The organism is Neisseria sp. Ec49-e6-T10, from assembly GCF_051132615.1.
GTDB lineage: Bacteria > Pseudomonadota > Gammaproteobacteria > Burkholderiales > Neisseriaceae.
In genome coordinates this window covers 2,686,146-2,704,972 of record NZ_CP152375.1, presented here as the reverse complement: position 1 = coordinate 2,704,972, position 18,827 = coordinate 2,686,146, and the positions used below count along the sequence as shown (strand labels likewise).

Sequence of the window (18,827 nt, the reverse complement as noted above, 5' to 3'; positions counted from 1 at the left end):
TCATTTACGCACAATAAACAAAATACAATCACGTTTCTTGTTCAGATAACTGTGCAGCTCTTTCTATTCTTTTATCGGGAATAAACCATAAAACTGCTACCGATGCATAAAACGCAATCGCCATATATGGATTTAAAATTCCAAAAGCAAGACCACATAAATATAAAATAACCGATATTTTTCCCTTCATATCTTTGCCAACAACGGCTTTTAATTTAGATTGTTTTCCTTGAGATTGAATAATGATATGCTGCAATATAAAATAAGCAATTGCAGACATAAGTAGCACAACACCATAAATGATGGTTGCCATAAAAGAAAAATGTGTTTCTCCCATCCAGCTGGTACTAAAGGGAATCAACGATAACCAAAATAATAAATGTGTATTGGCCCATAGTATTTTACCAGTCACTTTTTGCACCATATGAAACATATGGTGATGATTATTCCAATACAATCCAACATAAATAAAGCTTAAAACATAGCTTAAAAATTTAGGAGTTAAATCAACAATCGAGGCAATATCAGCCTGATGTGGTGCTTTTAACTCTAAAACCATAATGGTAATAATAATAGCCAACACCCCATCACTAAAGGCTTCTAGTCTATTTTTCCCAAACATTTTAAGTGTCCTTCAATATAAAATATACTGTTTTAAGCCTTTAATCACTTAAACATAACCATATGTTTTTTAAGAAATTTATATAAAATCTAAAATGTCTTTTTTGAATTATACGCCACCCCAAATAAATCTTCTAGCACCCTTCTGGCTTTAGGAAAGCTTTAGAGTAATAAAACAATTAACCCTTTCATTTTTCATAAAATTTAAATAAATATATTTTCTGATGCTGTATATTTATCGGTTTTCCATTGCAAATAACAACGGCGCTCACAAATATTTGCTATGATAGCTATTAAATATTGTCTTTGTGCTGCTTATTAAAATAATGCTTTACCTTTATCACTCAAACCAGCTAGAACAGTTGGCTCAAATTTTCTCTGCAATGACAGAACAAATCCCTTTAGAAAATGGGTTTGCACAGGAAGTCGTTTGGGTACAAAGTCATGGTATGGGTCGTTTTTTAAACCTATATTTAGCCAAAACACAAGGTATTTGTGCCAATATGTCTTTTGTACTGCCCGCCAGTTTTACGTGGCAATTGATGAAACGTGCTCTTGGCACTTTGCCTGAAGAGAATATTTACAGCATTGATGTCATGAGCTGGCGTATTTTCGCCTTACTGAACAAAGAACAAATCAAACACGCCACCGCATTGCAACACTATGTGCAATTAGGACAAAGCGCCCAATTTGAGTTAGCCCATAAAATAGCTCAATTATTCGATCAATATTTGGTTTACCGCCCAAACTGGATTGAATCATGGGAAAAAGGTCAACTATGTTCTTTAGGAGAAGATGAATCTTGGCAACAAGCATTATGGCAGCAACTGACCAAACAAGAAGATACGCCACATAGAGTTGCTTTATGGAAAGCTTTACTGGAACAGTTACCCCAAACACAATTGCCAGAACGTATTACTGTATTTGGTGTGGCTGCATTGGCACCTATGTATTTGGATCTATTGAATCATCTAGCAAAATACACAAATGTCTTTATTTTTACGCTGAATCCTTGCCAAGAATACTGGGGTGACCTAATTGAAGCGGCCCAGATTATCAAACAACCAGAAGCATTCCAACAACTGAACTTAAGTGGCCATCCACTTTTAGCATCATTAGGCAAACAAGGAAGAGATTTTTTTGATGCGCTAAATGATATCCCCAATACCGAAAAACAGTTTTTCGTTAAAAATCCAGAAGCGACCTTGCTTGCTCAATTACAAAATGACCTATTGACATTACATCTATCAGGTTTTTCTTTAAGTACACAAGATAAAAGTATTCAAATTCACAGTACCCACAGTACTGTGCGCGAACTACAAGTGCTTAAAGATCAAATTTTGTCATTTTTAGAAGAAGACCCGACCCTATTACCCAATGATATTGCGGTTTTAACCCCGAATATCGATGCTTATACACCATTTATTCAAAGTATATTTTCAGGTCAAACCGATACGCCTCAAACCATCAGTATTCCCTTTAGCATTACAGATACAGAATTAGGTTCAATGCACCCTCTTTTATCCAGCTTTAATCATCTATTGGATATACTGGACAGTCGTTTTGAGGTAGAACGCATATTAAATTTATTGGATATCCACCCTATTGCCAAAAAATTTAATTTATCAGAACAAGATATCCAAATTATTCATTTTCATATTGAACAAATGAATATTCACTGGGCCATAGACAGCCAAATGAGAGAAAAATTTGGTGACAACAGCACAGCTTTTACTTGGGAACAAGGTCTATTAAGGCTAAGCTTAGGATTATTACTGCCAAACGATGTTCAACAGTTTCAAGCACCTGCTTTGTGGGCACAAACAGCACCAAGTCAGCTTAGTTTTGAACATGCCCAAATATTAGGACAATTTATCTCACTGGTACACGCACTAGCAGAACAATATAAACTCTGGCAAACACCCTGTGATGCACATACATGGGTAGAAAGATTGCATCATGTATTTGAGCTATTTTTCGAGTTAGAACCTGCAGATACGATTGCAGCTAACCATTTGGAGCAAATATTTTTTAGCTTAGAACAAAATACTTCACTGGCAAAATATCAACAAGAATTTTCTTTAGAAGTTATTAAACAATATATTCAACGCCATTTAAGTGTCAAAAACGACCATAATTTTTTAAAAGGAGGTGTCACTTTTGGCAGTATGGTTCCCATGCGCAGTTTACCTTTTAAAATACTCTGCTTGATTGGCCTGAACGATACTGATTATCCGCGTGATGAAAAGGCAATAAGTTTCGATCTAATCAACAAACACCCTATTGCAGCTGACCGTTCTCGTCGCAATGATGACAGGTACCTCTTTTTAGAGGCAATCCTCAGTGCCCGCCAAAAACTGTATATTTCCTATATTGGCAAAAACATCAAAACAGATGAAACATTACCACCGTCTACACTGGTCAATGAATTACTGGACACCATTACAAGCATGACTGGTTTAAATCAAGAAACACTATCCAACTGCCTGATCACGCAACATCCTTTACATGCATTTTCACACCATTATTTTACAAAAGAAAATGATCAATTATTCAGTTATCAAGGTCAATTGGCTGAGGCATTAAATCAACAGGGAAAAGAATCTTCTGTTTTTTTTGATCAAACACGACCACTACAAAACAATAGCAATCAATCAGCTCTTTCATGGCCACAGTTTACACAGTTTTGGCGTAACCCAACGCGTTACTGGTTAAAAAACACATTGGGTACTGCACCTTTATATTTAGAAGAAACGCAAGAGTCTGATGAACCTTTTATCATGACAGCTCAACAATTAGGTGTTATTCGCCATAGTTTATTACAGGCCAAATTACAGCAACAACCACTTTATCAAGCAAATCAATTATTAATGGCACAAAATCAATTACCTATAGGCCAATTAGGACAACTTTATACTCAATGTGAAACAACATTAATCAATCACATACAAGTGCCTGAAATTTTAGCACAACCGGCATTAACACCATTTAATTTTAAGCTGGTATTGGATAAACTCATCTTATCTGGCACCATCGATCAACTTTATCCACAAGGACAAATTTGGATAAACAGTGGTGTGATAAATACCCCCTCTCATATTCATTTTATTTTAAACCATATTTTACTTTGTGCTGTACAACCAATAGGTGTAAAACAAAAACAAAGTATTTTTTTCTCTACTGAGAATCAAATAACTTACCCAGAATTATCACAACAACAAGCAACAGAATTATTGAATAAATGGGTGGCATTTTTTATGATAGGTCAACAATTTCCATTACCTTTTTTTGCACGTACTTCATTAAAAACGGCACAAGCCTACCTTAAAGCACTGAATAAAAAAGCTACCATAGATAAAGCACAACAAACGGCCATGAAAGAAGCCTCAAATATTTATTTTGGTAATCACCTAAGCAAAGGGCAAGGAAAGGAGGCGGAAAATTTACTGGTATTTAGTGGTATTGATCCGTTGAATGACGACTTATTTTGGACAATGATAGAACAATTACTCCTACCTATTTTATCCCTTAAGCAACAAGACGAATCATGAAACAAGCACAGCCTTTTAACCCACTTCGTGTACCCATAAAGGGCACAAACCTGATTGAAGCTTCTGCAGGAACAGGCAAAACATGGAGTATTGCTGCTTTATTTTTGCGGTTAATTGTCTGTGAAAAATTAACTGTAGAGCAAATTTTGGTAGTCACTTATACACGAGCAGCAACAGCTGAGCTAAAAACTCGTTTACGTAATCGTTTAAGTGAAGCACTCAATTATATTCAAGCAACAAATCCACCAGAAGATGCCTTTTTAGTAGCACTTTTCAAACAAGCTTCATACCCTAAGAAAGAACAAATTTTAAGGTTACAAGCAGCATTAAATCACTTTGACAAAGCAGCTATTTATACAATTCATGGTTTTTGTCAGCGTGTTTTACAAGAATATGCTTTTCATTCTGGCTCGCCTTTTGATATTGAATTGGTTCATGAAGAAGAACAAACTCTTCATATGCTTAATGGGGACTTTTGGCGAGAACACATTGCACATCACTGCTTATGGGCAAAATTGGTTTTCAAAAATAATATTACACCTGAACAGCTGCTCAATGGCATCAAACCCAATTTAAATAAACCTTATTTAATGCTACAAATACCTAAAAGCACCTTGTCTGAAGCACAAGACAATTTAGACTCTTTTTGGCAAAGCTTTCAAGAAAGCCAGCTACAACACATTGAACACATCTTTTGGGCAATTAAAGAAGACTGTTTAAACGGTATAAAATACAATAAAAACAGCTACACAAAACTTTTTGAATGCTTGCATCTTGCCATTGCAGACAAAAATGCCTCTATACTCCTTACTTACTTACCTTTATTAGACAAACTCATCGTCAAGAATCTACAAGCAAACTGTAAAAAAGGAAAAGAACTCCCATTAGAAAAACTGACTGACTTTACCATTTTTGAACACCTATGTACTTATCTAGCACACTTAGAGCAAGCGGAACAAAATGAGCTGAGCATTTTAAAATTTAAATTGTATCGCTTTTTAAACCAAAAACTGGTTGAATTTAATCAAGCACATAAACAAAGACGCTTTGATGATTTACTGTTGGAGCTTTACCAAGCATTATCCTTACCTCAAAATCATTTTTTACCCAAAACACTGGCACAAAAATGGCCAATTGCACTGATTGATGAGTTTCAAGATACAGACCCTATTCAATATGCAATCTTCAGTAAAATTTTTGTACAAGCGGCCCAAGCATTATTCTTAGTGGGAGACCCGAAACAAGCGATTTATAAATTCAGAGGAGCCGATATCTTTGCTTACCTGCAAGCCAGCCAAGAAGCAGATAATCACTACACTTTAGATATAAACTACAGAACACATCAAAATTTACTCACACAAATATCTGCTTTATTTGCACAACATAGCGCCCCTTTTGTACTCCCACAAATTCAATACACTCAAATAGCAGCTAATCGTCACCAAAGTGACTTAACGCCAATACAATCAGGACTATCTATTCAATGGTTACACAGTGAACCAGAAAATCAATTATTAACAAAAGAAGCCGCTCGTACACAAGCGGCCCAAAACTGTGCCAACAGGATTGCTATTCAATTAAATTTAGCCAATGAAAACAAACTGCTTTATCAAAATCAACCCTTACAAGCGCACAATATTGCTGTTCTAGTGAGCACCCATAATCAAGGTAAACTCATTAGCCAAGAATTAAAAAAACGACAAATTGACAGCGTGAGCCTAAGCCAAGATTCGGTATTCAACACACAGGAAGCGCAAGCTATTTTGGTTTTATTAAAAAGCTGGCTTAATCCTAAAAACTTAAGCACCATTCGTTTGCTCTTAAGTAGTCTCTTGTTTCAATATAACGCTGAGCAAATTTTTACGTTTAATCACGATGATGAAAAAACTTCTTTTTTTATTGAAAAAATGTTTCTTTATCAAGAACTCTGGCAAAATAAAGGCATACTTGCAGCTTATCAGAATTTTTGTGAAACCTTTAATATTACAGGGCATTTATTAAGCCAACGAAACGAAAGAAGTTTAACCAACCTGTCTCAAATTACAGAACTCATTGCCCAAGAAGAAAAACATCAGTTTACACTACACGCCCAAACACAATGGCTTAATAATCAGATTTTGAGTGCGCAAAAAGGTTCAAAAACAGAAGCAACTCAATTGCGCTTAGAAAACGATGAGCATTTAGTCAAAATCATCACCATACATAGCGCTAAAGGCCTACAATACCCCATTGTTTACTGCCCTTTCATTTGGGACAGCAAAAACCATTTTGTTCAAGAACTGGTTAACCTCCACCAAGATGGACAAAATCATTTAATCAGTAAAGAACAATTAACAGAAGAAACCCTTAATTTACTTGAAAAAGAAGAGTTGTCAGAACAACTACGCTTACTTTATGTTGCCTTAACTCGAGCCCAAGAACAATTGATTATAACTTTAGGTGCTGTTAATAAAGTTGAGCAAACAGCTATTGCCTATTTAATGAATGCACCAACAGCGTTTGAATTAACAGATAAAACCATACAATTTGCACGCCAGCATCAAGTAACACTATTGAAAGAACCAGTAGCACAAACCATATTTTCACCCACAACCCAAGCTGATATTGTGTACCAAGCTCGACACTTTACTGGCATAATCAAACAAGGGCCTAAACTTTCCAGTTTCAGTACCCTAAGTACGTTTACCAAAAGTGATGTGTTTGCAGATCAGCCCTTACCAGAACCCATAGAATTACTGACTAAATTAGACACAGCCGAACCAGATGAGCCACTTTTAAATCAAACGCCTTTTAATCTATCCAAAGGTGCCCAAACAGGTTTATGTTTACATGCTATTTTGGAACAGTATGATTTTACCAATTCAATTAATCATGAAAAACTTATCAGACAAACACTGCAAGAGTATCATCTTGATTCAAACTGGTATGAGGTTGTATCAACTATTATTCAAAATACTGTCACAGCACAATTATCACCTTCTTTTTCTTTGGCACAAAGTCGCGCCACCACAAGATTGGCAGAAATGGGGTTTACCTTTACCATCAATCAATTTACACCAGAAAAATTAAAAAAAATCATCAAGCAACCTGAATTTAACTTGCCTAAAAACATTATTCAGGCAGCAAATTTGCTGTCTTTTAACGAATTAAATGGCTTTTGTCATGGTTTTATTGATTTAATCACACAAGACGATCAAGGCAATATCTATATAATCGACTATAAATCCAATTATCTAGGTGGCACCTACCAATGCTATCATTCTTCTGTCTTGAATGAAGCGATGGCCGAACACCATTATTATTTACAAGCACTCTTATATGTTATTGCCACTTATCGTTATTTAAAAAAACGCAATATCAGTCCACCCAACATCTACATTCGCTTTTTGTTTTTACGTGGTTTACATACACAAAGTAATGATGGCATTTGGTCATGGGATTTTAATCAAAAACAATTGGACTTAATTGAATACATGATTGGGCAGCATAATTATGATTTGTTTACCGTCTGATGGAATAATTTTTAATATAAACCAAAGACGGCTATTATCTAAATAGCCGTCTTATTCTCACATCACAAAAATCAACTGACCACACGCCAGCTTAATCTTCGACTTAAACCACCTGTTGACTTATATTTGGGTAACTCGGTTTGTATCACTAAAGGGCCATTTTCTGTTTCAACGATGATCGAAGACTGACCATCATACATGCCTTCTTTGTCTGAGCCCTGTTGACCTGTTGCATACCAAGGATCTTTATCTAAAGATCTTGTCTTATCCATACGACCGGCAATAAGCTGCCCATAACCATTTACACCATTTTGATTTAATCTAACGCTTAATTTACTGCTTACCGCTGATGGTGTACCTGATGTTTTTAAACCCGCAAAATAGTCCTTACTACCTGCTGTCGCTGCAAAATGGCTATTATCCGCTTTAGGGTGTCCGCCCGTTTGTGCATCCACGCTCATTAAATACCCACCGCCACTGGCAACATCGCATAATTTATCACTAGCAGGAGGATTCACAATTTGGGTTGTAAAATAAACCGTATGCCCTGACACCATTGGCTGATAAACAACCCGCTCCCCTGTGCCTGAGCTTAAATCTATTTTCCAACCTTTTTTATCTCCTATACTCTTAGAAGAAAGGGTTCGGTTACCAGAACTATCCTCCTTAAACTCTTGCGTAACCAAATCGTCCTCTTTATCTTGAATATCCAAATCAGCAATAGATAAGTCATCAATAATGCCATAAAAAGACTGCTGCTGTTTATCCGTATTATCATCCTCTGTTAATAAACTACCTGTACCAAACACAACCATCAATTGACCATCTTTATGGAATATTGCTGGAGCAGAGGTAATGGGTTTATCACTGTCCCCCTTAAATACTCGAGTCACCCCTGAACCAGAACCTGCCTTACTTAAATCAAAACGATATAAATCACCTTTTAAATCACCTGCATAAACATAATCTGCAAATCCGTCATTATCAATATCAACTACTGTCGGGCTGGATAACCCTTTACCATCTTTGGCATTCATATTTTGCCACTTTTGCCCTGTTTTCATATTCAATAAATAAAGCGTAGGTGTTCCTGTTGCATCTCCTGAATTAGTCTGATTTATTTTTGTTGAATAATAACCGCTGGCAATAATGGTGATCCATTTTTCTGCGCCACCATCATTCACTTTAGCAATCACTGGCGTACCAACGGTATAGCCTAAATTAGCCAAATCCGCATTGCCACCAGAAGCAGAAGTATTGGCACCATTAGTAAAGTCATACAATATCGAATCCGCATTACCACCTGTTTGTGCAATTTGCGCCATATCTAAGGCATAAATACCTGCCCCCCCTCGACCAGTACTGCCAACAACTAAATGGAAATCTGTGCCAGCAGAACCTCCTGTCATACCACGGTAAAATGAACCACCATCTACCAAATAACGATGCTCATTATTGCCTTTTCCATAACTTTCTTCCATCAGTTTTGGGATCACTTGTCCAATAGTAGCCTTATCTTTTTGACGCAATGTCAAACTAGGCATATAAACAAAAGTCTCTTTATAACCTGATGCATCTCGTTTAAACACATGTATGGTTCCACCATTACTGCCAACAGAAAATAATTTATTTGGCGTCTGGGTAACAGAAATATTGCTGTTAATCACATCCCCCATCATAACTGGTGTGCGTTTACCTGATACTGTTGTACCTTGTAGCCACTTAATTAAATTTGTTGCCTCAGGATTGGCCACCCCAAAAGTACTGGCTACATCATTTGTATTGGTTGTTTGAAGACTAACAACCTGCCCAGCACCTTTAGATTTAAACCAGATATTACGATCTGTCCCAGTCGAAAAAGAAACTGATTTTTTCTTTGTTGTATCAATTTCACCATCTGCCGTTAAACCATAAGAAAAAACCTCTGCACTCCAGTTACTTGAATTATATTTAACTGAAATAGGCTCTCCTGGTGTTTGGGTATCGTCGCTCGTATAAGCTGGGGGGCTACCCGCTCTATTCATGGCAGCAATACTGCTTAAAGCGTCTTGCAAAGAAGAAACCAATTTAGCTGAGTCTGTGGCTGGATAGTAAACTCCACCACCTACATCCGCAGCCTCTTTTAAATTAACAGCTGCACCTTCAGCTCCTTTAGAAAAACCAATGGTATAAGTAATAATATTTTGCAAGGGAAAATTAGGATCTTGCCATGAGCCCCCTTCTTTGTCTGTCCCTGTCGTTTTAAAATCAGCACTAAATGCTCTTTCAGCATATTCAGGTAAAGACAAGTTCGTATTGCCTAAATCTTTAAATAAGCTATCCCCATTTCGTTCATTTGCATGCAAAGCAGCATTTGCATCTCCATCAGATACCACAATAATAAAGTTCTTTTGACACCTATACTCAATAGGAGAGACCGCATTATAACGGTTTGGATATGAACTAGCCCCCCAATTACCATACTTACTCTGAACAGTTGAATTTGAAGAAGTAGTTGGTTTTAACCCCTGAAAATAACGGGTCAATTGATAAAATATAGGCATTGTTGGCGTCCCACCACCCTCTGTAATTACTGCATTCAAAGTAGAAATAACATTTGAGGCATTATTATCATTAACCGCAACAAAATCTTTTGGCATAAAGGTAGTAAACCCCCAGCGAACTAAATCTGGATTTGAACTCACCAGATCAGCAATAGCATCTTTTGCAATAGTCATACGGCAATTATCTGGGTATTTGCAATTATAAATTAGGTCGCCATCGTCAACCTCTACTCTCCAATTCATACTCAAAGAATTATCTAGAAACAACATGACATTGGGCTTTACCCCTTCTGACTTAGAAGCAAGATAACCTGGAACGGGGAAAAATGGTGTTTCATAGTCTGTTTTTCCAAAAGAATGACCAGAAGATAAAAATATAACTGATGTTAATAATGCTAAACGTTTCAAAAAGAATTGTTGCTCCATCTTTTTCACCCATCTTTAGTTATTTATAAAAATCAAAAACACTATAAATAAAACACTATCTATATAATAACCTTAGCATAATAAAAAAATAGGGTTTCATTCAAAAAAAAAGATTAATGGTGAAGCTAAAAGGATAAGAGGTATAAAGATATATAAAAATATAAATTAAATATTTTCAAATAGATAATTTAATAAATTTTAATAATCGAAAAACAAGAAAAGTAGATTAATTTGATTAACTGGATATAAAAATAAGCAAGGTAAAATTACCTTGCTTATGACAACATAAAGAAAAATTAAAGTCCTGCTGATGCTCTTAATGCGTCAACCTTATCTGTTTTTTCCCAACTAAAATCAGCATCTTCTCGACCAAAATGCCCATAAGCAGCGGTTTTTCTATAAACTGGCCTTAATAAATCAAGCATTTGGACAATTCCTTTAGGACGCAGATCAAAATGTTCTTCGACTAACTGAACAATTTGTTCATTTGGAATAACGTTTGTCCCAAATGTATCGACTGAAATAGAGGTTGGTCTTGCCACACCTATTGCATAAGAAACCTGAATCTGACACTGTTTAGCCAAACCAGCAGCGACAATATTTTTTGCCACATAACGCCCCGCATAAGCAGCAGAACGATCGACTTTGGTTGGATCTTTTCCAGAAAAAGCACCACCACCATGTGGTGCAGCACCACCATATGTATCGACAATGATTTTCCGACCAGTTAAACCACAATCGCCCATAGGACCACCAATCACAAAACGACCTGTAGGATTAATCAAAAATTTTGTTTCTTTGCGTAACATATGTTCAGGCACAGAAGGTTTAATAATTTCTTCAATAACCGCTTCAGTCAATACATCATGCTCAATATCTGGTGTATGCTGAGTAGAAAGCACAATAGTATCAATCCATTGAGGTTTCCCCGTGTCATTATCATAAACACAAGTCAGTTGTGCTTTTGCATCTGGTCTTAACCATGGCAAAGTCCCATTTTTTCTCACTTGACTTTGTCTTTGCATCAAACGATGTGCATAGTAAATGGGGAAAGGCATTAACGTGGGGGTTTCATCACAAGCATAACCAAACATTAACCCCTGATCACCTGCACCCTGCTCCAAATCCAACCCTTCACCTTCATTGACTCCTTGGGCAATATCAACGGATTGCTCATCATAGGCGACCAAAACCGCACAACCATGATAATCAAATCCTAATTCCGAATTATCATAGCCAATATCTTTAATGGTATTACGCGCCACTTTAATATAGTCTACTTTAGCATTAGTAGAAACCTCACCAGCTAAAACAACCAATCCTGTATTAACCAAAGTTTCAGCTGCAACACGAGCATGTTTGTCTTGTGTTAAAATTGCATCTAAAATTGCATCTGAAATCTGATCTGCAACCTTATCTGGATGGCCTTCTGATACAGATTCAGAAGTAAAAAAATACTCACTCATTACTGAAAATCCATCTAAAAAATGTATTTATTAACGTTAATTTGCTACACTACGCGCTTGCTTATTGTAATACTTTTAAACCCATGCGCCCAATTTTTTGGTTACTCTCTTTATTACCTCTGACTATTTTACATATACTAGGCAGCCTCCTAGGCTGGCTTATGTATTGTTTTGGTAAAAAAAATACTGCACTGATTAGAACAAATCTTAATATCAGCAAAATCTACGAAGACTATCAAGATATAGAGTCCAAAGTCAAATCTATTTGCCAGCATACCTGCATGTCTGGTTTAGAATTGCCTATTGCTTGGCTGCGCTCCCCCAAACACATAAGCACATTATTTCATCATAGTGATGGTTGGGAACATGTACAAACAGCATTAGAGGCAAAAAAAGGCTTACTGTTCATTACACCCCATATTGGTAGCTATGATTTAGCGGGACGCTATATCAGCCATCAGTTGCCTTTTCCATTAACAGCAATGTATCGCCCTCCTAAGTTAAAATGGTTGGAACCCATAATGAATGCGGGCAGACAAAGAGACAAAGGCCGTACCGCCCCAGCAAATGCACAAGGTGTTCGATTGGTATTAAAAGCGCTAAAAAATGCTGAGGCTACAATTGTGTTACCTGATCAGGTTCCCAGTAATGGAGAAGGTGTATGGGCGCCCTTTTTTAGCGAAATTGCCTATACAATGACCCTAGCAGCACGTTTAGCGCAAGTTGGCAATGTGGCAACATTTTTCTTTATAGGGGAACGTTTACCCCATAGCCAAGGTTTTTGCTTACATATTAAGCCGTTAATCGGTACACTAACTGGTAATAAAGAACATGATGCAACAATCATCAACCAAAACGTTGAAGCTTTAATTAAAGAATACCCAGAACAATACTTATTCAGTTATAACCGCTATAAAACACCAAGAGGTGTTATTAAACCAGAAGAATAAAATGAAATTTGCTTTTTTTATCCTTTATTTAATCCATTTCTTACCTCTTAAAGCCATTCACTTTATGGCCAAAGGAATGGGCTCTTTAGCATTTTATTTAGCAAAAGACAGACGGCATGTTGGGCTAACAAACTTAAAATTATGCTTCCCTGAATGGACAGAAGAAAAAAGAATTCAAGTCTTAAAAGCAAATTTTTACCATATGGCAGCTTTATTTTTAGAATATGGTGTTTGCTGGTACAGCAGTGCCAAACGAATCGATAAATTAGTGCAATACCAAGATAAACATTATTTAGATGATGCTTTAGCCAATGGTGAGCATGTTATTTTATTGTACCCTCACTTTTGTGCATTTGAGATGGGGGTATACAAACTGAATCAAACACAAGCCTTGACCAGTATTTATGCCCACCAAAAAAATAAAACTGTAGATGAAGCTATTTTTAAACACCGCCATCGTTATAACAACGTGCGTATTGTTTCTAGACAACAAGGCTTTTTAAGTATTATTAAGACCATAAAAAACCATAGACAATCCCCTTTCTTATATCTACCAGATCAAGATTTTGGCCCGAAAGAATCTATTTTTGTTCGTTTTTTCCATACCCAAGCAGCAACAATCACTGGGCTTAATCGGATGACAAAATTAACAGGAGCAAAAGTCATCCCCTTAATTTGTGTGAGAGAAAAAAATGGGTTTAAAATGATTTTTTACCCACCATGGACAAATTTTCCAACAGAAGACGTTGTGGCTGACACCCAAAGAATGAATGATTTTATTCAAGAACTGGCAACAACTTATCCTGAGCAATATTTCTGGCTACACAAGCGCTTTAAAACCAGACCAGAAGGTGAACAAAGCGTGTATTAGACCTGGATACTTGCTAATTAACTTTGATACGAGTAAGGTTATTGCCTTCACACATAAACTAACTATTAATCGATTTTTTTAGAAACTGCCTCTATGAACTCAACTATAAATAATTATTTAAAACGTATTCTGACCGCCTCTGTTTATGATATTGCAATAGAAACCCCTCTAGATTTAGCAGCAAACTTATCCAGTCGCCTGAAAAATAAAATTTTCCTAAAACGGGAAGACTTACAACCCGTTTTTTCTTTCAAGCTTCGTGGTGCCTATAACAAAATGGCCAACCTATCGGCAGAAGCCCTAAAAAAAGGGGTCATTACTGCTAGTGCAGGCAATCATGCTCAGGGGGTCGCATTGTCTGCCAAAACCCTAAATTGTGAAGCAACTATTGTCATGCCCACCACAACCCCCCAGATTAAAATTAATGCTGTCACAAGTCACGGAGGCAATGTTGTTTTATTTGGCGAATCTTTTAATGATGCCTATACACATGCAATGCAATTAGTGGCACAAACCGGTAAAACCTATATTCCTCCTTTTGATGACCCTGATGTGATTGCTGGCCAAGGGACAGTTGCCTTAGAAATATTGCGTCAGCATCCTAAGAAAATTGATGCGATTTTTATTCCTATCGGTGGTGGTGGCCTAGCAGCAGGTGTTGCTGCTTATATAAAAAGTATTCTGCCTGAAATTAAAGTAATTGGCGTGGAACCAGTTGATTCTGACGCCATGAATCAATCCATAAAATTAGGAAAGCGTATTGAACTGACTGATGTAGGGTTATTTGCAGATGGTGTTGCAGTTAAACTGGTTGGCGAAGAAACTTTTCGGTTATGCCAAAACCTATTAGATGACATTATTTTGGTAAATTCTGATCAAATTTGCGCCGCAATCAAAGATATTTTTGAAGACACTCGCTCTATTGCCGAGCCCTCTGGTGCTTTGGCTTTGGCAGGTTTAAAAGCCTATATAGAGCAACATAACTGTCAAGACCAAAATCTGGTGACCGTTATATCTGGCGCCAATATGAACTTTGAACGTTTACATTATGTCACTGAACGCAGCGAATTAGGTGAGCAAAAGGAAGCTATTTTTGCCATCACAATTGATGAGCGTCCTGGCACCTTCAGAAATTTCTGTCATTTAATTGGAGACAGGAACATTACTGAGTTTAACTATCGTTATGGGGATAAAGATCAAGCACATATTTTTGTAGGCATACAAACCACTAACAATAAAGATGTTGAATTTATCAGTAAAGTTTTAGCTAAAGCACACTTGCCTGCCATTAATTTAACGGACAATGAAATTGCCAAAAGCCATATTCGTTATATGGTCGGTGGAAGAAGTGATAAAATTGCTCATGAAAAATTGATCAGTTTTTATTTTCCTGAACGGCCAGGTGCATTAAAACGCTTTTTAGACTCCATAAAACTGGATTGGAACATTACTTTATTCCATTACCGCAACCACGGCGCGGATCATGGGCGAGTTTTAGTTGCTATAGAAGTACCGAAAGAAGAAGAAAAAGACCTATTTATTGCTTTAGATCGTCTAGGCTATCAATACAAAGATGAAAGCAATAATCTGGCGTATCAATTATTCTTAGGCTCTAACTGACTGGAAGTAAAAAACAAATGAATACAAAAGCGGTTCTTTTTGATTTAGATGGCACCTTAGCTGATACAGCTTTAGATTTAGGTTTGGCATTAAATAACTTATTGATCAAACATGGTAAACCAACATTTACCATGGAAAAATTAAGACCATTAGCCAGCCATGGCTCTTCAGCATTTGTCCAATTAGGTTTTGGTTTTACTCCTGATGACCCTAGATTTACTCAAACCAAACTTGATTATTTAGCTGAATATGAACACTGCTTTAATCAACAAACTGTATTATTTGATGGTGTGAATGAATTAATTAGTGCATTGCAAGAAAAAGGCTTAATATGGGGTATCATCACCAATAAACCCAAAGCTTTTACTGATCGCTTAGTACAAAAGCTAAATTTTATTATTCCACCACACGTTGTTGTCAGTGGCGACACAACCAGTGAAGCCAAGCCAAGCATAAAACCTATGTTATATGCCTGTGAGCAGATAAACGTTAAACCTGAACAATGCATTTATGTAGGTGATGCACAAAGAGATATTGTTGCAGGAAAAAATGCTGGGATGAAAACTGTATTGGCTAACTGGGGCTATATTGCTGAAAATGATGCTCCTCACACATGGGGTGCAGATGTTCAGATAGACCATCCCTTAGCCCTATTATCAAGCTGTTTTGAGTAATTTTCAAATATATTTTTAAGGAGCATTGAACGCAATTAAATACGATCATAAATAGCTCATGAACCATACATCTGCACCACCTTCCCCAATTGTTTACAAAATGCTGCCGTGGATCACGGCCATGGCTTTGTTTATGCAATCGCTCGATGCCACTGTACTCAATACTGCTTTGCCTGCTATAGCGAAAGATTTCCAACGCTCTCCTTTAAGTATGCAATCAGCAATCATCAGTTATGCTTTGACTGTGGCACTGTTAATTCCAATTAGTGGTTTTTTGGCAGATAAATTTGGCACAAAAAAAGTATTTATTACCGCCGTTAGTTTATTCAGCATTGGTTCCTTGCTCTGTGCACTTTCAGCCTCCCTTGATGCCTTAGTCGTTTCCCGTATTATTCAAGGTATTGGTGGTGCGATGATGATGCCAGTCGCTCGCCTTGCCATGATTAAAACTTTTGACCGATCAGATTTATTGGCAGCAATTAATTTTTCTACTATTCCTGGTTTAATTGGCCCTGTCTTGGGCCCTTTAGTAGGCGGCTACCTTGTCCACATTGCCAGCTGGCACTGGGTATTCATCATCAATATTCCCATTGGCATAATTGGTATTTATTGTGGTCTAAAATACATGCCTGATTTTGAAGATTCATCAGAACACTTTGATTTTCTAGGGTTTGTTCTATTTAGTCTATCTATCGTAATGGTTTCTTTAGGGCTAGAGTTTGTCAGTGAAGGTAATAACTACCTTTTTTCATTAACCATCGCTTTATTGGGTATATTGCTGATGTATCTGTACACAAAATATGCCAAACAAGCAGAATACCCTATTTTCTCATTAAGCCTATTTAAAGTACGTACTTTTATGATTGGCCTTGCCGGTAGTTTAGCCAGCAGAATAGGATTAAGCTCCCTTCCTTTACTGATCCCTTTATTAATGCAGGTCATTTTCGCGTTTTCACCCGCATTTTCAGGTTGGATGCTGGTACCCATGGCTCTAGCCTCTGTGACAATGAAAACAATGGTCACCCCAATTTTAAAGAAATTTGGCTACCGCAAGACCCTTATGGGGAATACTATTTTTGCAGGCATTGGTATTATGCTATTAGCCATACCAAATCAACATACGCCTGTAATTGTTTGGGTCATCCTTTTGGCTTTAATTGGCGCAGTAAATTCTTTACAGTTTACTTCAATGAATACCATTGTTCTTGCTGACTTACAAACAGAGCAAGCAAGTAGCGGCAACAGTTTGGTTGCTGTGAATCAACAGTTAGCCATTAGTTTTGGTATTGCTGTAGGTGCAGCATTGGTTCATTTATTAAGCTTAAGCTCTTGGCTAACCAATGATGGGCAAAATCTGCACACAGCGTTTCGAGTCAGTTTTGTCCTTTTAGGGCTGTCGACTATTTTATCTTCCCTCATTTTTGCCAAACTTAAAGATCATGATGGAGATAATTTGTTCCATAAATAATATTTTATTTTTTAACTCAAAAAACAGATGAATAGAGACTCTACTGGTTCTATCTCAGCATAAAGGAATAGCACATGAATTTCACTAATCGCAGTATTTCTCTAAGCCGTATGCGCAGAATGCGCAAAGACGATTTTTCGCGCCGTTTAATGCAAGAAAACACCCTCACTTGTAATGACCTTATTTATCCAGTTTTTGTTCTTGAAGGTCAAAATCAAGAACAAGAAATCGCTTCTATGCCTGGAATTAAACGACAAAGCTTAGATAAGCTATTATTCACAGCAGAAGAGGCATTGCATTTAGGTATCCCAATGCTGGCACTTTTCCCAGTTATTACAAAAAATAAAACATTAGATGCCCAAGAAGCCTATAACCCTGATGGTTTGATACCTCAAGTCATTAAAGAAATACGTTCCAGATTCCCAGAACTAGGCATCATGACCGATGTTGCCCTTGACCCCTATACAATACATGGGCAAGACGGCTTAATTGATGATGATGGCTATGTACTGAACGATGAAACAGTTGAAGTACTTGTCAAGCAAACAATTTGCCATGCCCAAGCAGGTGCCCAAGTGATTGCCCCTTCAGACATGATGGATGGACGAATTCTAGCCATTAGAGAAGCACTAGAAGAACATCACTTTATTCATACCCGTATTATGGCCTATTCAGCAAAATATGCTTCCGCTTTCTACGGCCCATTTAGAGATGCAGTAGGCAGTTCAGCCAACTTAGGTAAAGGAAACAAAAAAAGTTACCAAATGGACCCTGCCAATAGCGACGAAGCCTTACAAGAAATTGCTCTTGATTTACAAGAAGGCGCTGATATGGTAATGGTCAAACCAGGCTTGCCTTATTTAGATATTATCAGACGAGTTAAAGATGAGTTTGGTGTACCTACTTTTGCTTATCAGGTTTCTGGCGAATATGCTATGTTACAAGCAGCTATTCAAAATGGCTGGTTGGATAAAGATTCAGTAATGTTAGAGAGTTTATTGGCATTTAAACGTGCTGGTGCTGATGGTATTTTGACCTATTTTGCATTAGATGCGGCGAAAGCAATACGATAAATTACGTTTATTTGTTAGCAGCGTTCTTTTTTTCTAAGAAACCAAAACATTA

General features: G+C 37.0%; 11 protein-coding genes. 8 read left to right on the top strand and 3 right to left on the bottom strand.

Annotation, left to right across the window (positions count from 1 at the left end; genetic code table 11):
• Positions 1 to 28 precede the first annotated feature (28 nt).
• Complete coding sequence (locus tag AADH04_RS13540; RefSeq protein ID WP_434777801.1) at positions 29 to 622, bottom strand: TMEM175 family protein; 594 nt, start codon at positions 620 to 622, stop codon at positions 29 to 31.
• Between the two features lie 325 nt (positions 623 to 947).
• On the opposite strand from AADH04_RS13540, the gene recC reads away from it, so the two are divergent.
• Together recC and recB are read left to right on the top strand one after the other, a co-directional pair.
• Positions 948 to 4,172, top strand: a complete 3,225-nt coding sequence (gene recC, locus AADH04_RS13535) for an exodeoxyribonuclease V subunit gamma (RefSeq protein ID WP_434777800.1) — start codon at positions 948 to 950, stop codon at positions 4,170 to 4,172.
• Positions 4,169 to 7,684: an exodeoxyribonuclease V subunit beta gene (gene recB / locus AADH04_RS13530; protein WP_434777799.1), complete on the top strand. Its 3,516-nt coding sequence runs from the start codon at positions 4,169 to 4,171 to the stop codon at positions 7,682 to 7,684. Before recC ends, recB begins: the two co-directional genes overlap by 4 nt.
• A 71-nt stretch (positions 7,685 to 7,755) precedes the next feature.
• On the opposite strand, the gene AADH04_RS13525 is transcribed toward recB, so the two are convergent.
• Positions 7,756 to 10,653 (bottom strand): pilus assembly protein, encoded by a 2,898-nt coding sequence (locus AADH04_RS13525; RefSeq protein WP_434777798.1) that lies wholly within the window; start codon positions 10,651 to 10,653, stop codon positions 7,756 to 7,758.
• A gap of 296 nt (positions 10,654 to 10,949) precedes the next feature.
• The gene (gene metK, locus AADH04_RS13520; protein ID WP_434777797.1) at positions 10,950 to 12,119 is read right to left on the bottom strand and encodes a methionine adenosyltransferase; all 1,170 of its coding nucleotides are present in this window, start codon (positions 12,117 to 12,119) and stop codon (positions 10,950 to 10,952) included.
• 83 nt (positions 12,120 to 12,202) lie between these two features.
• On the opposite strand from metK, the gene AADH04_RS13515 reads away from it, so the two are divergent.
• From AADH04_RS13515 to hemB, 6 genes are all read left to right on the top strand, one after another.
• Positions 12,203 to 13,069 (top strand): lysophospholipid acyltransferase family protein, encoded by an 867-nt coding sequence (locus AADH04_RS13515; protein WP_434777796.1) that lies wholly within the window; start codon positions 12,203 to 12,205, stop codon positions 13,067 to 13,069.
• Position 13,070: 1 nt separating this feature from the next.
• Positions 13,071 to 13,940, top strand: a complete 870-nt coding sequence (locus tag AADH04_RS13510) for a lipid A biosynthesis lauroyl acyltransferase (RefSeq protein ID WP_434777795.1) — start codon at positions 13,071 to 13,073, stop codon at positions 13,938 to 13,940.
• 93 nt (positions 13,941 to 14,033) lie between these two features.
• The gene (ilvA, locus tag AADH04_RS13505) at positions 14,034 to 15,560 is read left to right on the top strand and encodes a threonine ammonia-lyase, biosynthetic (protein WP_434777794.1); all 1,527 of its coding nucleotides are present in this window, start codon (positions 14,034 to 14,036) and stop codon (positions 15,558 to 15,560) included.
• Between the two features lie 17 nt (positions 15,561 to 15,577).
• Positions 15,578 to 16,234 (top strand): HAD family hydrolase, encoded by a 657-nt coding sequence (locus AADH04_RS13500; protein WP_434777793.1) that lies wholly within the window; start codon positions 15,578 to 15,580, stop codon positions 16,232 to 16,234.
• A gap of 58 nt (positions 16,235 to 16,292) precedes the next feature.
• On the top strand, positions 16,293 to 17,702 hold the full coding sequence (locus tag AADH04_RS13495; RefSeq protein ID WP_434777792.1) for an MFS transporter: 1,410 nt from the start codon (positions 16,293 to 16,295) through the stop codon (positions 17,700 to 17,702).
• A 74-nt stretch (positions 17,703 to 17,776) separates the two neighbouring features.
• Complete coding sequence (gene hemB / locus AADH04_RS13490) at positions 17,777 to 18,775, top strand: porphobilinogen synthase (protein WP_434777791.1); 999 nt, start codon at positions 17,777 to 17,779, stop codon at positions 18,773 to 18,775.
• The last annotated feature ends 52 nt before the right edge of the window (positions 18,776 to 18,827 follow it).

Coding starts and splice junctions, on each gene's coding strand:
- recC (WP_434777800.1), top strand. CDS start 948: ATGCTTTACCTTTATCACTCAAACCAGCTAGAACAGTTGGCTCAAATT.
- metK (WP_434777797.1), bottom strand. CDS start 12,119: ATGAGTGAGTATTTTTTTACTTCTGAATCTGTATCAGAAGGCCATCCA.
- AADH04_RS13495 (WP_434777792.1), top strand. CDS start 16,293: ATGAACCATACATCTGCACCACCTTCCCCAATTGTTTACAAAATGCTG.
- AADH04_RS13515 (WP_434777796.1), top strand. CDS start 12,203: ATGCGCCCAATTTTTTGGTTACTCTCTTTATTACCTCTGACTATTTTA.
- recB (WP_434777799.1), top strand. CDS start 4,169: ATGAAACAAGCACAGCCTTTTAACCCACTTCGTGTACCCATAAAGGGC.
- AADH04_RS13500 (WP_434777793.1), top strand. CDS start 15,578: ATGAATACAAAAGCGGTTCTTTTTGATTTAGATGGCACCTTAGCTGAT.
- AADH04_RS13510 (WP_434777795.1), top strand. CDS start 13,071: ATGAAATTTGCTTTTTTTATCCTTTATTTAATCCATTTCTTACCTCTT.
- AADH04_RS13525 (WP_434777798.1), bottom strand. CDS start 10,653: ATGGAGCAACAATTCTTTTTGAAACGTTTAGCATTATTAACATCAGTT.
- ilvA (WP_434777794.1), top strand. CDS start 14,034: ATGAACTCAACTATAAATAATTATTTAAAACGTATTCTGACCGCCTCT.
- AADH04_RS13540 (WP_434777801.1), bottom strand. CDS start 622: ATGTTTGGGAAAAATAGACTAGAAGCCTTTAGTGATGGGGTGTTGGCT.
- hemB (WP_434777791.1), top strand. CDS start 17,777: ATGAATTTCACTAATCGCAGTATTTCTCTAAGCCGTATGCGCAGAATG.